The organism is Azohydromonas sediminis, from assembly GCF_003574675.1.
Lineage (GTDB): Bacteria > Pseudomonadota > Gammaproteobacteria > Burkholderiales > Burkholderiaceae_C > Calidifontimicrobium > Calidifontimicrobium sediminis.
Map to the genome: position 1 here is coordinate 63160 of NZ_QOAZ01000004.1, position 17723 is coordinate 80882.

General features: G+C 73.6%; 17 protein-coding genes. 10 read left to right on the forward strand and 7 right to left on the reverse strand.

The window, feature by feature from the left end; all coding sequences use genetic code 11:
• Nucleotides 1–101: 101 nt before the first annotated feature.
• The 3 genes from DRV96_RS03785 to DRV96_RS03795 are packed head-to-tail and all read left to right on the forward strand — an operon-like array spanning nt 102 to nt 2809.
• Nucleotides 102–677 carry a Spy/CpxP family protein refolding chaperone gene (locus DRV96_RS03785; protein ID WP_119287933.1) on the forward strand — a complete coding sequence of 192 codons (576 nt, stop codon included), beginning with the start codon at nt 102–104 and terminating at the stop codon, nt 675–677.
• Nucleotides 678–735: 58 nt separating this feature from the next.
• Entirely contained in the window at nt 736–1437 is a 702-nt protein-coding gene (locus tag DRV96_RS03790) for a response regulator transcription factor (RefSeq protein WP_119287934.1), read from the forward strand.
• Nucleotides 1438–1447: 10 nt separating this feature from the next.
• Nucleotides 1448–2809 carry a sensor histidine kinase gene (locus tag DRV96_RS03795; RefSeq protein ID WP_119287936.1) on the forward strand — a complete coding sequence of 454 codons (1362 nt, stop codon included), beginning with the start codon at nt 1448–1450 and terminating at the stop codon, nt 2807–2809.
• A 16-nt stretch (nt 2810–2825) separates the two neighbouring features.
• On the opposite strand, the gene DRV96_RS03800 is transcribed toward DRV96_RS03795, so the two are convergent.
• The 3 genes from DRV96_RS03800 to DRV96_RS03810 all read right to left on the reverse strand — a co-directional run bounded on the left by DRV96_RS03800 (nt 2826) and on the right by DRV96_RS03810 (nt 5641).
• Nucleotides 2826–4226 carry an MATE family efflux transporter gene (locus DRV96_RS03800; RefSeq protein ID WP_119287938.1) on the reverse strand — a complete coding sequence of 467 codons (1401 nt, stop codon included), beginning with the start codon at nt 4224–4226 and terminating at the stop codon, nt 2826–2828.
• A complete protein-coding gene (locus DRV96_RS03805) occupies nt 4223–4702 on the reverse strand; it encodes a DUF3717 domain-containing protein (protein WP_119287940.1) in 480 nt (159 codons plus the stop codon). Before DRV96_RS03805 ends, DRV96_RS03800 begins: the two co-directional genes overlap by 4 nt.
• An 81-nt stretch (nt 4703–4783) precedes the next feature.
• On the reverse strand, nt 4784–5641 hold the full coding sequence (locus DRV96_RS03810; protein WP_119287942.1) for a dioxygenase family protein: 858 nt from the start codon (nt 5639–5641) through the stop codon (nt 4784–4786).
• A gap of 130 nt (nt 5642–5771) precedes the next feature.
• On the opposite strand from DRV96_RS03810, the gene DRV96_RS03815 reads away from it, so the two are divergent.
• From DRV96_RS03815 to DRV96_RS03835, 5 genes are all read left to right on the forward strand, one after another.
• A complete protein-coding gene (locus tag DRV96_RS03815) occupies nt 5772–6515 on the forward strand; it encodes a sulfite exporter TauE/SafE family protein (RefSeq protein WP_119287944.1) in 744 nt (247 codons plus the stop codon).
• A gap of 224 nt (nt 6516–6739) precedes the next feature.
• Complete coding sequence (locus tag DRV96_RS03820) at nt 6740–7357, forward strand: ParA family protein (RefSeq protein WP_119287946.1); 618 nt, start codon at nt 6740–6742, stop codon at nt 7355–7357.
• Entirely contained in the window at nt 7354–7806 is a 453-nt protein-coding gene (locus DRV96_RS03825; protein WP_119287948.1) for a MaoC family dehydratase, read from the forward strand. The genes DRV96_RS03820 and DRV96_RS03825 overlap by 4 nt, the downstream gene beginning before the upstream one ends.
• Nucleotides 7807–7925: 119 nt before the next feature.
• Nucleotides 7926–8663, forward strand: a complete 738-nt coding sequence (locus DRV96_RS03830) for a response regulator (RefSeq protein ID WP_119287950.1) — start codon at nt 7926–7928, stop codon at nt 8661–8663.
• A 21-nt stretch (nt 8664–8684) separates the two neighbouring features.
• On the forward strand, nt 8685–10544 hold the full coding sequence (locus tag DRV96_RS03835) for an ATP-binding response regulator (protein WP_235823266.1): 1860 nt from the start codon (nt 8685–8687) through the stop codon (nt 10542–10544).
• A gap of 131 nt (nt 10545–10675) precedes the next feature.
• On the opposite strand, the gene DRV96_RS03840 is transcribed toward DRV96_RS03835, so the two are convergent.
• Nucleotides 10676–11533 (reverse strand): segregation and condensation protein A, encoded by an 858-nt coding sequence (locus DRV96_RS03840; protein WP_119287952.1) that lies wholly within the window; start codon nt 11531–11533, stop codon nt 10676–10678.
• Nucleotides 11530–11733 carry a DUF3460 family protein gene (locus tag DRV96_RS03845; protein WP_119287954.1) on the reverse strand — a complete coding sequence of 68 codons (204 nt, stop codon included), beginning with the start codon at nt 11731–11733 and terminating at the stop codon, nt 11530–11532. Before DRV96_RS03845 ends, DRV96_RS03840 begins: the two co-directional genes overlap by 4 nt.
• Nucleotides 11734–11781: 48 nt before the next feature.
• Between DRV96_RS03845 and DRV96_RS03850 the strand changes: the two genes are divergently transcribed.
• Both DRV96_RS03850 and DRV96_RS03855 read left to right on the forward strand, forming a co-directional pair.
• Entirely contained in the window at nt 11782–12288 is a 507-nt protein-coding gene (locus DRV96_RS03850; protein ID WP_119287957.1) for an outer membrane protein assembly factor BamE, read from the forward strand.
• 7 nt (nt 12289–12295) lie between these two features.
• Complete coding sequence (locus DRV96_RS03855; RefSeq protein WP_119287959.1) at nt 12296–13801, forward strand: CYTH and CHAD domain-containing protein; 1506 nt, start codon at nt 12296–12298, stop codon at nt 13799–13801.
• On the opposite strand, the gene DRV96_RS03860 is transcribed toward DRV96_RS03855, so the two are convergent.
• Entirely contained in the window at nt 13798–15504 is a 1707-nt protein-coding gene (locus DRV96_RS03860) for a SulP family inorganic anion transporter (protein ID WP_119287961.1), read from the reverse strand. The genes DRV96_RS03855 and DRV96_RS03860 overlap by 4 nt on opposite strands.
• 144 nt (nt 15505–15648) lie before the next feature.
• Entirely contained in the window at nt 15649–17691 is a 2043-nt protein-coding gene (gene metG, locus DRV96_RS03865) for a methionine--tRNA ligase (protein WP_119287963.1), read from the reverse strand.
• Nucleotides 17692–17723 lie beyond the last annotated feature (32 nt).

Below are 17723 nucleotides of genomic sequence, written 5' to 3' on the forward strand. Positions count from 1 at the left end.
CCGCGCGCCGCGTTTACGCATCTTTACCGGCGCCATATCGCGCCGACACGGGCGCGGCGCAACCTGACCGCCTGTCACCATCCCTTGCAGGAGCGTCACCGATGACCCCGATTCCCCGCATCTCCTCGTTCGACCGCGCGACCGTCTCGCGCCGCACCCGCTGGGCGCTGGCCGCCGTGCCGCTCGTGGCCGCGCTGCTTGCCGCCGCCGTGCTGCCGGCGCAGGCGCACGGCGGCATGGGCCCGCACGGCCGTCACGACAGCGCTGCGATCGGCGCCGGCCCGATGGGGCTGCCGCTGGCCGGCCGCGGGCTCGAGCGCATGCTCGACCGCGTCGACGCGAGCGCCGAGCAGCGCGCGCAGATCCGCGCCATCGTCGACGCCGCGCGCAAGGATCTCGAGCCGCTGCGCGAGCAGCAGCGCGCGCTGCGTGAGCAGGCGCTGGCGCTGTTCGCGCAGCCCAACGTCGACGCCAACGCCATCGAGGCGCAGCGCCAGCAGATGCTGCGCCAGCACGACGAGGTCACGCGCCGCACGACGCAGGCGATGATCGACGTCGCGCGCGTGCTGACGCCGCAGCAGCGCGCGACGCTGGCCGAGCACGCGCGGCAGCGCCGCGAGATGATGCAGCGCCACTGGCAGGAGCGTCAGCGCCTCGACGCGCCGCGCGGCTCGTGACGCTGCACCCGCAGCGGCGCGGGTATGCTGCGCCGCTGCCCTGCCTGCTGCTGCTGCGATGAGCGCCGCGCGACTGCTGCTGATCGACGACGACGCCCGGCTGGCGGCGATGGTCGGCGACTACCTGCGCGCGGCCGGCTACGCCGTCGACACCGCCGGCACGCTGGCCGCCGGGCGCGAACGCCTGCGCCACGGCGGCTACGACGCGCTCGTGCTCGACCTGATGCTGCCCGACGGCGACGGGCTCGACCTCACGCGCGAGCTGCGCGCCGATCCTGCGACGCGCCGGCTGCCGCTGCTGATGCTGACTGCGCGCGGCGAGCCGATGGACCGCATCGTCGGCCTCGAGATCGGTGCCGACGACTACCTGCCCAAGCCGTTCGAGCCGCGCGAGCTGCTCGCACGCGTCAAGGCGCTGCTGCGGCGCGCGAGCCCCGAACCCGCAGCCGAGGTGCTGCGCTTCGGCCGGCTCGAGATCGAACTCGACCAGCGTCGCGCGCGCCTCGACGGGCGCGACTGCGACCTGACCGCGCACCAGTTCGACCTGCTCGTCGTGCTCGCGCGCAGCGCCGGGCGCGTGCTCACGCGCGACCAGATCATGGACGCGCTCAAGGGCCACCCGGCCGACGCGTTCGACCGCTCGATCGACGTGCACGTCTCGCGCATCCGCGCCGCGATCGAGGACGACCCCAAGCGCCCGCGGCGCGTGCTGACGGTGCGCGGCAGCGGGTATCTCTTCGCGCGCCGGCAGGACGAGTGAGAGCGCGCGCGTGAAGTCGCTGTACCTGCGCGTGTGGCTCACCGTCGTCGCGGTGCTGGCGCTGTTCGCGCTCGGCTCGGGCTGGATGTTCCAGCGACAGATCGAGCGCGAGCGCGTGCGCTTCGAGTCGATCGCCTCGGAGCGCGCCGCGGCCTGGGGTGACCTCATCCAGCGCTCGCTGCCCGGCGCCGACGCGCCGGCGGCCGAGCAGGCGCGGGCGCTGCTCGAGTGGGCCGAGCGGCTGCGCCTGCCGCTCGCGCTCGACGACGCGCAGGGGCGGCGCATCGCCACCTCGCCGCTGTTCGCCGAGCGTGAGGCCGATCATGAGGCCGATCGCCCGCCGCCGCGTCGCATCGCGGTGCGCCTCGACGACGGACGCACGCTGTGGCTGCTGCGCCGTGCGCGGGCGCCGCGGCCCGAGTGGGCCGAGCGCGGCGGCCCGCCCGACGGCGCGCCGCCGCCGCGCAGCGCGCGCGCGCCGTGGTTCGCGCCGCCGCCGTGGGCGCAGGGCACCGGCGTGCTGCTCGTGCTCGCGCTGCTGTTCGTCGCGGTGGCCGCCGGCGCCTACCCCGTCGTGCGCCGCCTCACGCGCCGGCTCGAGGCGCTCAAGCACGGCGTCGAGCAGTTCGGCGCCGGCGCGCTCGGGCAGCGCGTCGACGACTCGGGGCGCGACGAAGTCGCCGCGGTGGCGGCCAGTTTCAACCGCGCGGCCGAGCGCATCGAGGCGCTGGTGCGCGCGAACCAGTCGCTGCTGGCCAACGCGAGCCACGAGCTGCGCTCGCCGCTGGCGCGGCTGAAGATGGCACTGGCGATGCTCGACGGCGCCGACGGCGAGCGCCGCGAGCACCTGAAGCGCGAGATCGACACCGACATCGCCGAGCTCGACGCGCTCGTCGAGGAGGTGCTGCTGGCCAGTCGCCTCGACGCGCGCTCGCTCGACGTCGCGCGCGAGCCGGTGGAGCTGCGTGCGCTCGCGCTCGAGGAGGCCGCACGCACCGGCGCCGACGTCGACGACGCCGCACCGGCGTGCACCGTGCGCGGCGACGAGCGGCTGCTGCGCCGTGCGTTGCGCAACCTGCTCGAGAACGCGCGCCGCTACGGCGGCGACGACGCGACGGTGACCTGGCGCGTGCGCGGCGACACCGTCGAGGTCGCCGTCAGCGACCGCGGCCCCGGCGTGCCCGAGGCGTATCGCGAGCGCATCTTCGAGCCGTTCTTCCGCCTGCCGGGCCACGCCGAGCGCGAAGGCGGCGTCGGGCTCGGGCTGAGCCTCGTGCGGCAGATCGCGCAGGCGCACGGCGGCAGCGTGCGCTGCGAGCCACGCGCGGGAGGCGGCAGCACCTTCGTGCTGAGCCTGCCCGCCGGCACCTGAACGGTTGCGGCCGCGTTCAGCGCACCGCGCGCTGCCGTCGCAGCACGACCGCCAGCAGCGCGCCGAGCGCCAGCGCCGCCAGCGCGAGCCCGAGCGTCGCCGACGCCCAGTAGCCGCTCGCGCCGCGCAGCGCGGCCGGCGCGAGCTGCGGCCACGCGAACACGAGCGCCCAGCCGCCGCCGAGGCCGACGCCCCAGATCGCCGTCACGTAGAACGCCAGCGGCAGCGCCGCGATGCGCCACGCGCGCAGCACGAACGCCGCGACGACCTGCGCCGCGTCGGCGACGTGGAACAGCGCGGCCCACGCGAGCAGCGGCAGCGCCGCCGCGGCGACGGCGGCGTCGCTGGTGTAGATGCCGACGATGCCCTCGCGCGCGGCGAACACCGCGCTGCCGAGCAGTGCCGCGAGCGCAACGCCGATCTGCAGCCCGTGCCAGCCGAGGCGGCGCGCGTCGGCGAGGTCGCCGGCGCCGATGCGCTGCGCGACCAGCGTGCTGCTCGCGTTGGCGATCGCCAGCGGCATCATGAACAGCAGCGCCATCAGGTTGGCTGCGATCTGATGCCCGGCCACCGGCGTCGTGCCCAGCCGCGAGATGAACAGCGCCATGAACGCGAAGCCGGTGACCTCGACCAGCGTCGCGAGCCCGATCGGCACGCCCAGGCGCAGCAGCGCACCGATCGCCACGCGGCTGGGCGGGTGCAGCCCGCGGCCCCACAGCGCGAACGGGGCGTACGTGCGGTCGCGCCGCAGCACGACGAACGCGACGGCCACCTGCACCCACATCGCGATCGCGGTCGCGAGGCCGCAGCCGACGACGCCGAGCGCCGGCAGCGGCCCGGCGCCGAAGACGAGCGCCGCCGACAGCGGCACCTTCAGCGCCAAGCCGCCGAGCTGCAGCGCCATCACCGCCTTCGGACGCGAGATCGCGATGTGGAAGGCGCGGTACGCGGCGAACAGCAGCGCCGCCGGCAGCGCGGCAGCCAGCGCGAGCGTGTAGCCGTGCACGCGCGTGGCGACCTCGGGCGGCGCCTGCGCGAGCGCGAGGAACGGCTGCGGGAACGCGAGCGCCGCGCCGCCGAGCACCGACGCGGCGAGCGCGACCCACACCGCCTGGTGCAGCTGCTCGCCGGCCTCGGCCAGCCGCCGTGCACCGTACAGCTGTCCGGTGATCGGCCCGATGCCGAGCACGACGCCCATCAGCCCGATGAACACCGTGATGTACGCCGCCGCGCCGACCGCGAGCGCCGCGAGCTCGACCGGTGCGCCCTGCGCCGCCGCGAAGCGCGCGACGAGCACGGTGTCGACGGTCGAGAACGCGAGCACCGCGAGCTGACCGACAAACACCGGCCACGCGAGCGGCAGCAGGCGCCGTGCGCTGGCGGCCAGCCCGCGGCCGCCGGCGGCGACGGCCGTCAACGCCGGCTCCGGCGCGCCTGCTCGGCCACGGCCGCGTCGAGGGCGGCGGCGTCGGGATGGTCGGCGCCGTCGGCCACGCGCGCGCGCTCGGCGTAGCGGTTGAAGCGCCACGCGCTGGCCTCGAGCGTGATGCGCCGCCACACGGCGCGCTTCTCGGCCGGCGTGTAGACGGTCCAGTGCTGCACCTCGTCGAAGGTGCGCCCGCAGCCCTTGCAGACGTCGTCGCCCTGGCTGGTCGAGCAGATCGCGATGCACGGCGCGTCGGGCGTCGTCGCGTACCACGCGAGCCACGCGGCCTTGGCCGCCGCGGGCATCGTGTCCTCGTCACACTCGCTCTCGCGGTAGTACACCATCAGCGCGTAGACCTCGGCCAGCGCGCGCACCTCGGCGCACGCGGTGATGCCGTCGACGCTCGGCGAGCGCTCGCGCCACCAGTTGATGGCGCGCTCGATGTCGGTGATGTGGATGCCGGCCATGGGGCGCTGCTCGCGAGGGGGCGCAAGGATAGCGCCGGTGCCCTCCGCGGTGCCGGACGAGGGTGGCGGCCAGGCCGCGGCTCAGGCCAGTGCAGGCGCCTGCAGCGCGCGCGCGAGCGCCGGCGCCTGCGCGCCGAACGCGTAGACGTCCATGCCCAGCGCACCGTAGGTCACGCTGGCGTGCAGCCGCTGCGGCGCGTGCTCGCGCCCGCCGGCGCCGGCGGCGCCGAACCACGGCAGCAGGTGCTCGTCGCTCGGGTGCATCAGTGCGGCGTGCGGCGCCTGGCGTCGGTAGTCGAACAGCGCGTCCCAGTCGCGCGCGGCGCTGCGCTGCGCGAACCAATCGCGAAACGCCGCGCTCTCGGCGCGCTCGGGCTGGTCGACCGGCCCGCGGCCGGTGAAGCTCACCACTAGGCGCAGGTTGTGCGTGATGCTGCCAGTGCCGAGCACGAGCACGCCCTCGGCGGCCAGCGGCGCCAGCGCCTGCCCGAGCGCGAACTGCGCGGCAGGCGGGTCGCTCGGCACCCACGCCAGCGGCAGCACCGGGACGTCGGCGTCGGGGTAGACGAAGCGCAGCGGCACCCAGATGCCGTGGTCCAGGCCACCGTCGTCGACCGCGTGGGCCCGGATGCCCGCGCCGTCCAGCAGCGCCTGCACGCGCGGCGCGAGCGCCGGTGCGCCGGGGGCGTCGTAGCGCAGCCGGTACAGCGCGTCGGGGAAGCCGCCGAAGTCGTGCACCGTGGGGTGCCGCGCGGCGGCCAGCAGCACTGGCTCGCGCGTCAGCGAGTGCGCCGACAGCGCGAGGACCGCGCGCGGGTGGCCGAACGTGGCGTCGATGGCCTGCCCGAGCCGCTGCCAGAACGCGCCGGCCGCGCCGGGGTCGAGCGCCGTCATCGGCGAGCCGTGCGAGACGAACAGCGGGGGCAGGGGCTGGTCCATGGCGCCATTGAAGCACCGGCGGCGCCGGCGCGGGTTGGATGGCTTCGCACGCCGCGTTCAGCGCCGGTGCACGCGCGCGACGACGCGACGACAATGCGCGCCCCGATCGCTGCAGCGAAGCCCGCGCCCGATGATCACCGACCCCTGGTTCTACGCCGTCGCCGTGCCGGCGGTGCTGCTGATGGGGCTGGGCAAAAGCGGATTCCTCGGCGGTTTCGGCGCGCTGGCCACGCCGCTGATGGCGCTCGCGGTGCCGGTGCCGCAGGCGGCGGCGATCATGCTGCCGCTGCTGCTCGTGATGGACGCCACCGGGCTGCAGCAGCTGTGGCGCGAGCGCGACCGCGCGCTGATCGCGCACCTGCTGCCCGCGGGGCTGCTGGGCACCGTCGTCGGCACCGTCGTCTTCGGGCTGCTGCCGGCCAAGACGGTGGCGGCCATCGTCGGCGCGCTGACGCTGCTGTTCCTCGTGCAGCGGCTCGTCTTCCCGCCGCGCGCCGACCGCCCGCGGCCGCCGCGCTGGGTCGGCTGGCTGGCGGCGATGGCGTCGGGGTTCACGAGCTTCGTCGCCCACGCCGGCAGCCCGCCGATCTCGGCCTACGTGCTGCCGCTGCGGCTGAACCCGGTCGTGTTCAGCGCGACGATGGCGGTGTTCTTCGCCGCGATCAACCTGTCGAAGTGGATCCCGTACGCGTGGCTGGGCCTGATCGACCTGCGCAACATGACGACGTCGCTCGTGCTGCTGCCGCTGGCGCCGGTGGGCGTGTGGCTCGGCGTGTGGGCGCTGCGCCGGATCGACTCGACGTGGTTCTACCGCATCGCTTACGCCGGCATGGCGCTGACGGGCCTCAAGCTGCTGTGGGACGGGTGGAAATGAGCCTCCCCCTACGCGCTTCGCGCGCCCCCTTTCGGGGAGGGGGCACCGTCAGCGGACCGGCGAAGCCGGATCCGCGGCGGTCGCTGGAAGCGGCGTGATTCGCCGGTCGGTGGTGCCGGTTCGAAACGTAGGTCATTGAGGCGCCGGCGCATGGGTTTGCCCGCTGCGGGGCCGGCCCTGGCGGCCGTTACGATCGCGGGCATGACGGGCGGGGAGGACAGCGCATGCCGGTGATCGTCGTCGCCAACCCCAAGGGCGGGGTCGGCAAGAGCACGCTGGCGACCCACATCGCCGGCGCGCTGGCGCGCCAGGGCCACGCCGTGATGCTCGGCGACGTCGACCGCCAGCAGTCGGCTCGCGGCTGGCTCGCATTGCGCCCGCCCCAGCTGCCGCCGATCCGCGGCTGGGACACCAGCGGCGGCGACGCGCTGCGCCCGCCCAAGGGCACGACGCACGCGGTGCTCGACACACCGGCCGGCCTGCACGGCAAGCGGCTCGACGAGGTGATGAAGGTCGCCGACAAGGTCGTGATCCCGTTGCAGCCGAGCCTGTTCGACATCAACGCCACCCACGCCTTCGTCGCCGCACTGCGCGCGCACAAGCGCGCCGAGCGCATCGCGTTCGGCGTCGTCGGCATGCGCGTGCGCGAGGGCACGCTGAGCAACGAGCAGCTGCACCGCTACCTCGAGACGCTCGGGTTGCCGGTCCTGGGCTTCCTGCGCGACACGCAGAACTACGTGCAGCTGGCCGCACGCGGGCTGACGCTGTGGGACGTCGCGCCCAGCCGCGTCGAGCGCGACCTGGCACAGTGGCAACCCCTGCTGGAGTGGATCGGGCGATGAGGCACTACCTGCACCTGGCCGACCTGCGCACGCGCGTCGGCGACGAGATCGGCCTGAGCGACTGGGTGACCGTCGACCAGGCGCGCATCGACCTGTTCGCCGACGCCACCGGCGACTACCACTGGATCCACACCGACCCCCAGCGCGCCGCCGCCGGTCCGTTCGGCACGACGGTGGCGCACGGCTTTCTGACGCTGTCGCTGATCGCCGAGCTGGCGGCGACGGCGTTCGCGGTCGGCGACGAGCGCATCGTCGTCAACTACGGCCTCAACCGCGTGCGCTTCCCGGCGCCGGTGCCGGCGGGCAGCCGGCTGCGCGGGCGCTTCCGGCTGCTCGCCTTCGAGCCGATCGACGGCGGCGCGCAAGTGACGACCGAGGTCACCGTCGAGCGCGACGGTCACGACAAGCCGGTGTGTGTGGCCGAGTCGGTCACGCGCCGTTACACCTGATCGTCGCTGGCGGCGTCCCCGCGGCGCGGCCACCCGTCCCCCCGTCGGGGGTGTGGCGGGCACTGGCGCTGGGCTACGATCCGCCACCGTCCTGCGCGGGACACCGGGGAGCGCCGCCGATGAAAGTGCTGCTGGTCGACGACCATCCGCTGATCCTGACGGCGCTGCAGACCGTCATGCGCGGCCTCGGCGACGACGTCACCGTCGTCAGCGCCGCCAGCGCGGCCGAGGCGCGCCGCGAGCTCGCCGACGCGAAGGACTTCGACCTCGTGCTGCTCGACCTCGCGCTCGGCGACGCCGATGGCTTCGACGTGCTCGCTGAGATGCGGCAGAGGCACCCGGCGCTGCCGGTCGTCGTGATCTCCGCGTCGGACCGCGCGAGCGACGTGATCCGCGCGATCGACCTCGGCGCGATGGGCTTCGTGCCCAAGCGCGCCTCGAACGAGACGCTGTTCGACGCACTGCGGCTCGTGATGTCGGGCGGCATCTATGTGCCGCCGATCCACCTCGGCACCGAGCCGCCGCCGCCGAAGGGCGGCGACACGGTGCCCGACGTGATGCGCGTGGCCACGCCGCTGGACGTGCCGATTGGCAGCCACGCCGCCGCCGGCTACCAGACGATGCGCTCGCTCGACCAGATCGGCCTGACGCCGCGCCAGACCGAGGTGCTGGCCAAGCTGCTGCAGGGCAAGCCGAACAAGATCATCGCGCGCGAGCTGAACCTGTCGGTCGAAACGGTCAAGGACCACGTCGCCGCGGTGCTGCGCGCGCTGGGCGTGAGCTCGCGCACGCAGGCCGTCATCGCGGTCGGCCAGATGACGCGCGACGGCGGCCTCGGCGTCTGGCGCGGGCGCTGACACCTGCCGCTGCGCGCCGCGATGAGCGCCGTCGTCTCGACCGAGGTGCCCGCGTCGCCGACCGGCGCCCCGGCGCCGGCGGCGTCGCCGACGTCGGCGAGCGCGATCGCCGCCGAGGCCGTGCGCGCACACCTGCGCCAGTCGCCGGTGGCGCTGTTCGGCAACCTGGTGGGCATGGTGCTCGTCGGGCTGATCTTCGCGCCGGTGGCCGAGCGCTGGCGGCTCGCCGTCTGGTTCGTGCCGGTCGTCGTGCTGTGGCTGCTGCGTCTGGCGCACTGGCTGTTGTACGGCCGCCGCGCTGATATGTCCGACGAGACGATCGTCGCGCAGCGCACGCCGCTGGCGTGGCTGTCGGTCGCGCAGGGCGCGATGTGGGGCGTCGCGTCGTGGGTGTTCTGGGGCGAGGGCGGCGTGTTCCAGAAGACGGCGCTGATCCTGATGGTCGTCACCTACACGTTCGGCGCGGTGCAGGTGGTGGGCACGCAGCGGCGCCTGTTCCTCGTCTTCGTCGGCGTCGTCTTCGTGCCGGGGATCGTGCGTGTCGCGCTCGACACCGCGACGCCGAACCACCTTGAGCTCGCCGGACTGATGCTGCTGCTGTTCGCCGCGACGCTGCTGATGGCGCGCACCTACCGCGGTGCGCTGGCCGACGCGATCGCGCTGCGCCGCCACAGCGAGCAGCTCGCCGCGCAGCTGCAGGTCGAAAAAGCGCAGGCCGAGGCGGCGCGCCGCGAGGCCGAGGCCGCGAGTCGCGCGAAGACGCAGTTCTTCGCCGCCGCCAGTCACGACCTGCGCCAGCCGCTGCACGCCATGGGCTTGTTCGCCGAGGCGCTGCGCCAGCGCGCGCACGACCCCGAGGTGGCCAAGCTCGTCAACAGCATCAACGAGAGCGTCGACGCGCTCGAGGGCCTGTTCGGCGAGCTGCTCGACATCACGCGCATCGACACCGGCGGCGTCGACGTCAACCCGCAGCCGGTGCGCCTGCGCGAGCTGTTCGCGCGGCTGCGGCTGCACTTCGAGCCGGCGGCGTTCGAGAAGGGGCTGGCGCTGCACTTCCGCGGCGAACAGCACGTCGCGCACGCCGACCCGGTGCTGCTCGAGCGCGTGCTGCGCAACCTGGTCAGCAACGCGATCCGCTACACCGAAGACGGCGGCGTGCTGGTCAGCGCGCGCCGGCGCGGCGGCAAGCTGCTGCTGCAGGTGTGGGACAGCGGCATCGGCATCGCGCCGGCCAGCCTGCCTCGCATCTTCGACGAGTTCTACCAGGTCAACAGCCACCGCCCGCTCGAGCCGCACCACCGCAAGGGGCTCGGTCTCGGGCTGGCGATCGTCAAGCGGCTCGCGGCGCTGATGGACACGCCGCTGTCGGTGCGCTCGCGCCCGGGCCATGGCACCGTGTTCACGCTCGAAGTGCCCGAAGGGCGCGCGCCGCGCGCGCTCGACGCGCAGATGCCCAAGGCCACGACGCCGATCGGGCTCACGCTCGACGGGCGGCTGTTCGTCGTCGTCGAGGACGAGGCGGCGGTGCGCGACGGGCTCGTGGTACTGCTGCAGGCCTGGGGCGCGCGTGTCGTCGCGTTCGACACCGTCGACGCAGTGCGTGCGTGGTGCGCGGGCCCCGCTGCCGAGCGCCCCGACGTGCTGCTCGTCGACTACCGCCTGCCTGGCGGCACGACGGGTCTGGAGGCGCTCGCGCTGCTGCGTGCGCGCTTCGCCGGCGCCCCGTTGCCGGCGATCGTGATCACCGGCAGCAGCCTCGGCGGCCACGAGGACGAGGCCGCAACGCATGACTTCCACCTGCTGATCAAGCCGGTGCTGCCGAACAAGCTGCGCGCGATGATCGCGTTCAAGCTCGGCGTGCGCAGCGGCGCGGCGGGCTGACCGGCGCGCCGGCGGCCCACGCAGCCGAATCGCATCCGGTCCGGCGGCCGCCGCCGATCCGGCTGCGCCAGGGCACAGGCGACGTTCCGGCGTGAAGGTGGCCGAAGGCCGTGGGGGGTGTGATCCTCTTGTCAGGCCGGCTGATACGCCAGCCGCACGTAGATCGGCGCGAAGGCCTCGGCCTGCGTGACGTCGATCAGCCGCTCGCGCGCGAGCTCGAGCAGCGCGATGAAGGTCACCACCACCACCGGCACGCCGCGCGTCGTGTCGAACAACTCGTCAAACTCGACGAAGCGGCGCCCCTGCAGCTTCTTCAGCACCAGGCTCATGTGCTCGCGCACCGACAGCTGCTCGCGCGTGATCTTGTGGTGCTGGTTCAGCTTCGCACGCCGCAGCACGTCGAGCCATGCGGCGCGCAGCTCGTCGGGCGAGACGTCGGGCAGCCGCGCCTGCAGGCTCTGCTCGATCACGACCTGCGCGCGCAGGAAGTCGCGCCCGAGCACCGGCAGCTGCTCGAGCCGTGCGGCGGCGAGCTTGATCTGCTCGTACTCGAGCAGGCGGCGCACGAGTTCGGCGCGCGGATCCTCGGGCTCGCTGCCGTCGTCGCGCTTCTTCGGCGGCAGCAGCATGCGGCTCTTGATCTCGATGAGCATCGCCGCCATCAGCAGGTACTCGCTGGCGAGCTCGAGGTTGCGGCTGCGGATCTGCTCGACGTAGGCGAGGTACTGGCGCGTGACGTCGGCCAGCGGGATGTCGAGGATGTTGAAGTTCTGTCGCCGGATCAGGTACAGCAGCAGGTCCAGCGGGCCCTCGAACGCCTCGAGGAAGACCTCGAGCGCGTCGGGCGGGATGTACAGGTCCTGCGGCAGCGTGAACAGCGGCTCGCCGTACAGGCGCGCGACGGCCACGCCGTCGACGACGTCGGGCACGACGTCGGCCTCCGGTGCCGCCACCGGATCGGCCACGGTGGCGGCCGCCGGCACCGTCATTTCGCCTTCGTCTGGTACACGTACGGCTGCTGCGGCACGCGGGCCTCGCGCCACTCCTGCAGCGCCTCGCGGTCGAGCGCGCGGTCCCACAGCAGCGCGCGTCCGGCGCGCTGCTCGGCCTCGAGGCTGGGCTTGCGGGCCTTCAGCTCCTCGATGAACTGCGTGACGTCGGACTTGTACGGCTTGCGGAAGAAGGGCATCGTGCGGGCAGAATTGACAACGGGCCAGGATTCTATCGAGGGGGTGGCATGCGAGAGCTGACGTCGGCGTGGGCCGCGCTCGCCGGCGCCGCGGTCGGGCTGTCGGCGCTGGCCGGCTGCGACGCGTCGCCGATCGCGCGGCTGCAGGTCGGCGTGTCGACCGAGGCCGACATGCGCCGTGCACTCGGCGAGCCCGCCGCCGTCTACGACGCGCCCGAAGGTGCGCGCGAGTTCGAGTACCCGCGCCAGCCCGAAGGCCACGAGAACTGGTTCGTCACCGTCGGCGCCGACGGACTCGTGCGCGAGATCCGCCAGGCGCTCGCACCGGCCACGTTCGCGCGCGTCGTGCCAGGGCTCGACAAGGCCGAGGTGCGCCGCCTGCTCGGCCGCCCGGCGCGCACGACGTTCTACGACCTCAAGCGCGAGGAAGTCTGGGACTGGCGCCACGGCGACGCGGCGACGCCGCTGTTCTTCAGCGTGACCTTCGACGCCGACGGGCGCGTGGTCGCCAGCGGCAGCGGCCCCGACCCGCGGCGCGAGCACGTCGGGCTGTAGCGCAGCGATGGTCGAGGTCGAACTCAAGTTGCAGGTGCCGCCCGCGCAGCGCGACGCGGTGCGTCGCGCGGTGGCCACCGCGAGCGCGCGCACCACACGGCTGCAGGCCCGCTACTTCGACACGCCCGACCGGCGGCTCGCCGCTGCCGGCATCGCGCTGCGGCTGCGGCGCGAGGACAGTCACTGGGTGCAGACGCTGAAGGCGCGTGGCGACGGCGTGATGGCGCGCCCCGAGCACAACGCCGTGCTGCCGCGCACGCGCGGCGAGCCGGTGCTCGACGTCGCGCGCCACGATGGCACGCCGGCTGGCGACGCGCTGCGTGCCACCGGCGTCGATGCAACCGCGCTGCAGCCGCTGTTCGCGACCGACGTGCGGCGCACGCACCGGCGCGTGCGCCACGGCGGTGCCGTGGTCGAACTGGCGTACGACGACGGCGTGCTGGTGGCCGGCGAGCGGCGCGAGCCGGTGGCCGAGCTCGAGCTGGAGCTGGTCAGCGGTGCGCCGGCGGCGCTGTTCGCGCTGGCTGCGCGCTGGATCGAGCGCCACGGCCTGTGGCTCGACGTGCGCACGAAGGCCGAGTGCGGCGACCTGCTCGCGCGCGACGAGCGCGCGTCGCCCGCGGTGCACGCGACGGCACCGGCGCTGCGCACCGGCGCCACGCCGGCCGAGGCGCTGCGCGCGATGGTGCGCTCTTGCCTCGATCAGATCCTGCCGAATGCCAGCGTCGTCGCCGCCGGCCGCCACGACGCCGAGCACGTGCACCAGCTGCGCGTCGGTCTGCGCCGGCTGCGCACCGCGCTGCGCGAGTTCGGCGACGCGGCGGCCGAGGTCGATCCCGCGTGGGAGCCGGCGCTCGCGGCGGTGTTCGCGCGATTGGGCGCGGCGCGCGACCGCGACGCGCTCGCCGCGACGCTGCTGCCGGCACTGGCCGCCGCCGGCGCGCCGGTCGTCGCGCTGGCGCCGGTGGCCGACGCCGAAGACCCGGGCCAGGCGCTGCGCGAGCCGGCGTGGAACCTGCTGCTGCTCGCACTGATCGGCTTCGCGCACGGCGACGAGCCGGCGGCGGCGCCGGGCGCCGAACCGAGCTGGGCGCTGCCGCCGGCCGACGATGCCGACGCGCTGCGGCGCTGGATGCGCCAGCGGCTCAAGCGCGCACACCGGCGCGCGGTGGCCGACGCCGCGGCGTTCGCGACACTGCCCGAGGACGCCCAGCATCGCGTGCGCAAGCGCGTCAAGCGGCTGCGCTACGCCGTCGAGTTCGTCGCCGCGCTGTACTCGGCCAAGGCGGTCGCGCGTTACCTGAAGCGGCTGCGCCCGGCGCAGGAGGCGCTGGGCGAGTACAACGACGTGCTCGTCGCCGAGGCGGCGTTTCGCGAACTCGTCGCCAGCGACCCGCGCGCGTGGTTCGCGCTCGGCTGGCTCGCGGCGCGGCGCGCGCAGTGCCTCGCGAAGTGCACGCGCGCGCTGCAGCGGCTGGCCGACGCCGAGCCGTTCTGGCGCGGCCGCCATTAGGCAGAGCGCCCAGGCGCGCGCGCGCGCTGCAGCGCCTCGGCCAGCGTCGGCGCGACCGCACCCTCGTCGAGCAGCGCGTCGAAGCCCGAGCGGTGCATCAGCGAGCGCGGCTGCTCGTTGACGGCGGCCAGCCGCAGCGCGACGCCGCGCTTGCGCAGCGCGTGCAGCAGCTGCGTCAGCGCGTCGAGTCCGGTGGTGTCGAGCTGCACCAGCCGCTGGCACTCGAGCACGAGCACGCGTGTGCCCGCCGGCAGCGCCTCGACGATCGCCTCGACCTTGCCCACGGCGCCGAAGAACAGCGAGCCGTACAGCCCCATCACGTGCACGCCCGGCGGCGCGGCCTCGCCGGCGGCGCGGCGCAGCGCCTCGTCGTCGAGCGGCTCGGCGCGGAACAGCTGGCTCATGCGCCAGATGAAGAACACGCACGACAGGATCAGCCCGACCTCGACGGCGACGGTGAGGTCGAAGATCACGGTCAGCAGGAACGTGCCCACCAGCGTCGTGCGGTACGTCAGCGCAAAGCGCTTGAGCCGCGCGAACTCGTGCCACTCGCCCATGTTCCATGCGACGAACAGCAGGATCCCGGCCAGCGCCGCCAGCGGCACGTGCACCGCCAGCGGCGCGGCCACGAGCACGACCGCCAGCAGCGTGGCCGCGTGGACGAGGCCCGCCACCGGCGTGCGCGCGCCCGAGCGCACGTTGGTCGACGTGCGCGCGATCGTGCCGGTGGCCGGCATGCCGCCGAACAGCGGCGTCACGATGTTGGCCACGCCCTGCGCCATCAGCTCCTGGTTGGGGTCGTGGCGCGGGATGTCGGCCATGTTGTCGGCCACGCGCGCGCACAGCAGCGACTCGATCGCGCCGAGCAGCGCGATCGTCACCGTCGGGATCACGAGCTGCTTCGCGCTGGTCCAGCTGAACGACGGCAGCTCGAACGACGGCAGCGCCTGCGGGATGCCGCCGAAGCGCGAGCCGATCGTCTCGACGTCGAGGCCGAACGTGGCGACGACGGCGGTCGCGCCGGCCAGCGCGATCACGGTGCCGGGCACCTGCGCCGCGTGCCGGCGCAGCCTGTCCAGGCGCGTCGCCGGTGCGGCGGGCATCGCGTACGACTTCGGCCACACGACGACGAGCGCCAGGCACGCGAGCCCGATCGCCAGCGCCGTCGGATTGAGCGTGTGCACGTGCATCGCGAGCACCGCGATCTGCGAGAAGAAGTCGGCCGGCAGCTTGTCGATGCGCAGGCCGAGCAGGTCCTTGACCTGCGACAGCGCGATCAGCACCGCGATGCCGTTGGTGAAGCCGATCACGATGCTGATCGGGATGTAGCGCACCAGCGCCCCCAGACGCAGGAAGCCGAGCGCGAACAGCAGCACGCCGGCGAGCATCGTCGAGATCAGCAGGTTGGCCAGACCGTAGCGCTCGACGATGCCGTAGACGATGACGATGAACGCGCCGGCCGGCCCGCCGATCTGCACGTTCGAGCCGCCGAGCGCCGAGATCAGGAAGCCGGCGATGATCGCCGTGAAGATGCCCTGCTCGGGCTTGAGGCCCGACGCGATGGCGAACGCCATCGCCAGCGGCAGCGCGACGATGCCGACGGTGACGCCGGCGCCGGCGTCAGCGGCGAATTGCGCGCGCGTGTAGCCACGCAGCGCGTCGACGAGACGGGGGCGGAACGGGTGGACGGGAAACGGCAGCATGGAACCTCCGGGAATGAACGCGGCGGGCAGGGCCGGGCCCGCCCGGAGGTCCGCAGTGGTGGCATTGCGCGATGAAGCGCCAGCGGCGCGACAGCGTGCGCGGCGCACGTGCGCACGCCGCGTGCCGCGCGCGCGCCGGCGCCATCAGCGCACCCGCATGCCCGGCTGCGCGCCGGCGTGGGGTTCGAGGATGAACAGGCCGGGCTGCGTCTTGCCGTCGGCGTGGCTTGCGGCCAGCACCATGCCTTCGCTGACGCCGAACTTCATCTTGCGCGGCGCGAGGTTGGCCACCAGCACGGTGAGCTTTCCGACCAGATCCTCGGGCCGGTAGGCGCTCGAGATGCCGCTGAAGACGTTGCGCGTGCGCCCCTCCCCGGCGTCGAGCGTCAGGCGCAGCAGCTTGTCGCTGCCCTCGACGCGCTCGGCGGCGACGATCCTGGCGATGCGCAGGTCGACCTTGGCGAAGTCGTCGATGCCGATCTCCGGCGCCACCGCCTCGCCGCCGGGCAGCACCGCCGGCGGCGCTGGCGGCTCGAACAGCGCGTCGAGCCGCTTCGGGTCGACGCGCTGCATCAGGTGCTGGTAGGCGCCGATGCGGTGTGCGCCGAGGGCGCGCTGCGCGTCGGCGAATGCGAGCGGCGGCACGTGCAGGAAGGCCTCGACCTTGGCGGCGAGTGCCGGCAGCACCGGCTTGAGGTAGATCGTGAGGATGCGGAAGGCCTCGATGCACACCGTGCACACGTCGTGCAGCACGGCGTCGGCGCCGGGCTGCTTCGCGAGCTCCCACGGCTTGTGCTGGTCGACGAACTCGTTGACGCGGTCGGCCAGCGCCATCACCTCGCGCAGCGCCTTGCCGTACTCGCGCTCCTCGTACAGCTGCTCGATCGCGTCGCGGTGCACGCGCAGCCCGTCGAGCAGCACGCGGCCCTCGACGCCGGTGTCGGCCGACAGCACGCCGCCGAAGCGCTTGGCGATGAAGCCCGCGGCGCGGCTGGCGATGTTGACGTACTTGCCGACGAGGTCGGCGTTGACGCGCGCGACGAAGTCGTCGGGATTGAAGTCGACGTCCTCGACGCGGCCGTTGAGCTTGGCGGCGATGTAGTAGCGCAGCCACTCGGGATCCATGCCGAGCTCGAGGTACTTCAGCGGGCTGATGCCCGTGCCGCGGCTCTTGCTCATCTTCTCGCCGCTGACGGTGATGAAGCCGTGCACGAAGACGTGGGTCGGCGTCTTGCGGCCGCTGAAGTGCAGCATCGCCGGCCAGAACAGCGTGTGGAAGTACGTGATGTCCTTGCCGATGAAGTGGATCTGCTCGACCTGCGGGTCGGCCATGTAGGCGTCGAAGTCCCAGCCGTTCTTGTCGAACCAGTTCTTCAGCGACGCGAGGTAGCCCACCGGCGCGTCGAGCCAGACGTAGAAGTACTTGCCCGGCGCGTCGGGGATCTCGATGCCGAAGTACGGCGCATCGCGGCTGATGTCCCAGTCGGCGAGCGTGACGCGGCCGTGCTCGTCGGGCGCGAACCATTCGCGGATCTTGTTCAGCACCTCGGGCTGAAGCCGCCCGGGCGTGGCCGCCCACTCCTGCAGGAACTCGATGCAGCGCGGCGAGCTGAGCTGGAAGAAGTGGTGCTCGCTCGTGCGCAGCACCGGCGTCGCGCCCGACAGCGCCGAATAGGGATTCTTCAGCTCGGTGGGGCCGTAGACGGCGCCGCAGACCTCGCAGGCGTCGCCGTACTGGTCCTTCGCGCCGCACTTCGGGCACTCGCCCTTGATGTAGCGGTCGGGCAGGAACATGCCCTTGACGGGGTCGAAGAACTGCTCGACCGGCCGGATCGCGATCAGTCCCTCGCGGCGCAGCGCGCGGTAGATGTCCTGCGCGAGCTGGTGGTTCTCGGGGCCGTCGGTCGAGTGCCAGTTGTCGAACGCGATGTGGAAGCCGTCGAGGTAGGCCTTGCGCCCGGCGGCGATCTCGGCGACGAACTGCTGCGGCGTCTTGCCCGCCTTCTCGGCGGCGATCATGATCGGCGCGCCGTGCGCGTCGTCGGCGCAGACGAAGTGGACCTCGTGCCCGCGCATGCGCTGGAAGCGCACCCAGATGTCGGCCTGGATGTACTCCATGATGTGGCCGATGTGGAAGGCGCCGTTGGCGTACGGCAGCGCGGTGGTGACGAACAGTCGGCGGGGCATGGGCGCTCGCGGCGGCAGCGGAGCGTGACATT

Excerpts from the sequence above, each read along its gene's own strand:
- DRV96_RS03785 (WP_119287933.1), top strand. The coding sequence starts at position 102 with ATGACCCCGATTCCCCGCATCTCCTCGTTCGACCGCGCGACCGTCTCG.
- DRV96_RS03790 (WP_119287934.1), top strand. The coding sequence starts at position 736 with ATGAGCGCCGCGCGACTGCTGCTGATCGACGACGACGCCCGGCTGGCG.
- DRV96_RS03805 (WP_119287940.1), bottom strand. The coding sequence starts at position 4,702 with ATGGCCGGCATCCACATCACCGACATCGAGCGCGCCATCAACTGGTGG.
- DRV96_RS03810 (WP_119287942.1), bottom strand. The coding sequence starts at position 5,641 with ATGGACCAGCCCCTGCCCCCGCTGTTCGTCTCGCACGGCTCGCCGATG.
- DRV96_RS03815 (WP_119287944.1), top strand. The coding sequence starts at position 5,772 with ATGATCACCGACCCCTGGTTCTACGCCGTCGCCGTGCCGGCGGTGCTG.
- DRV96_RS03820 (WP_119287946.1), top strand. The coding sequence starts at position 6,740 with ATGCCGGTGATCGTCGTCGCCAACCCCAAGGGCGGGGTCGGCAAGAGC.
- DRV96_RS03825 (WP_119287948.1), top strand. The coding sequence starts at position 7,354 with ATGAGGCACTACCTGCACCTGGCCGACCTGCGCACGCGCGTCGGCGAC.
- DRV96_RS03830 (WP_119287950.1), top strand. The coding sequence starts at position 7,926 with ATGAAAGTGCTGCTGGTCGACGACCATCCGCTGATCCTGACGGCGCTG.
- DRV96_RS03835 (WP_235823266.1), top strand. The coding sequence starts at position 8,685 with ATGAGCGCCGTCGTCTCGACCGAGGTGCCCGCGTCGCCGACCGGCGCC.
- DRV96_RS03840 (WP_119287952.1), bottom strand. The coding sequence starts at position 11,533 with ATGACGGTGCCGGCGGCCGCCACCGTGGCCGATCCGGTGGCGGCACCG.
- DRV96_RS03845 (WP_119287954.1), bottom strand. The coding sequence starts at position 11,733 with ATGCCCTTCTTCCGCAAGCCGTACAAGTCCGACGTCACGCAGTTCATC.
- DRV96_RS03850 (WP_119287957.1), top strand. The coding sequence starts at position 11,782 with ATGCGAGAGCTGACGTCGGCGTGGGCCGCGCTCGCCGGCGCCGCGGTC.
- DRV96_RS03855 (WP_119287959.1), top strand. The coding sequence starts at position 12,296 with ATGGTCGAGGTCGAACTCAAGTTGCAGGTGCCGCCCGCGCAGCGCGAC.
- DRV96_RS03860 (WP_119287961.1), bottom strand. The coding sequence starts at position 15,504 with ATGCTGCCGTTTCCCGTCCACCCGTTCCGCCCCCGTCTCGTCGACGCG.
- metG (WP_119287963.1), bottom strand. The coding sequence starts at position 17,691 with ATGCCCCGCCGACTGTTCGTCACCACCGCGCTGCCGTACGCCAACGGC.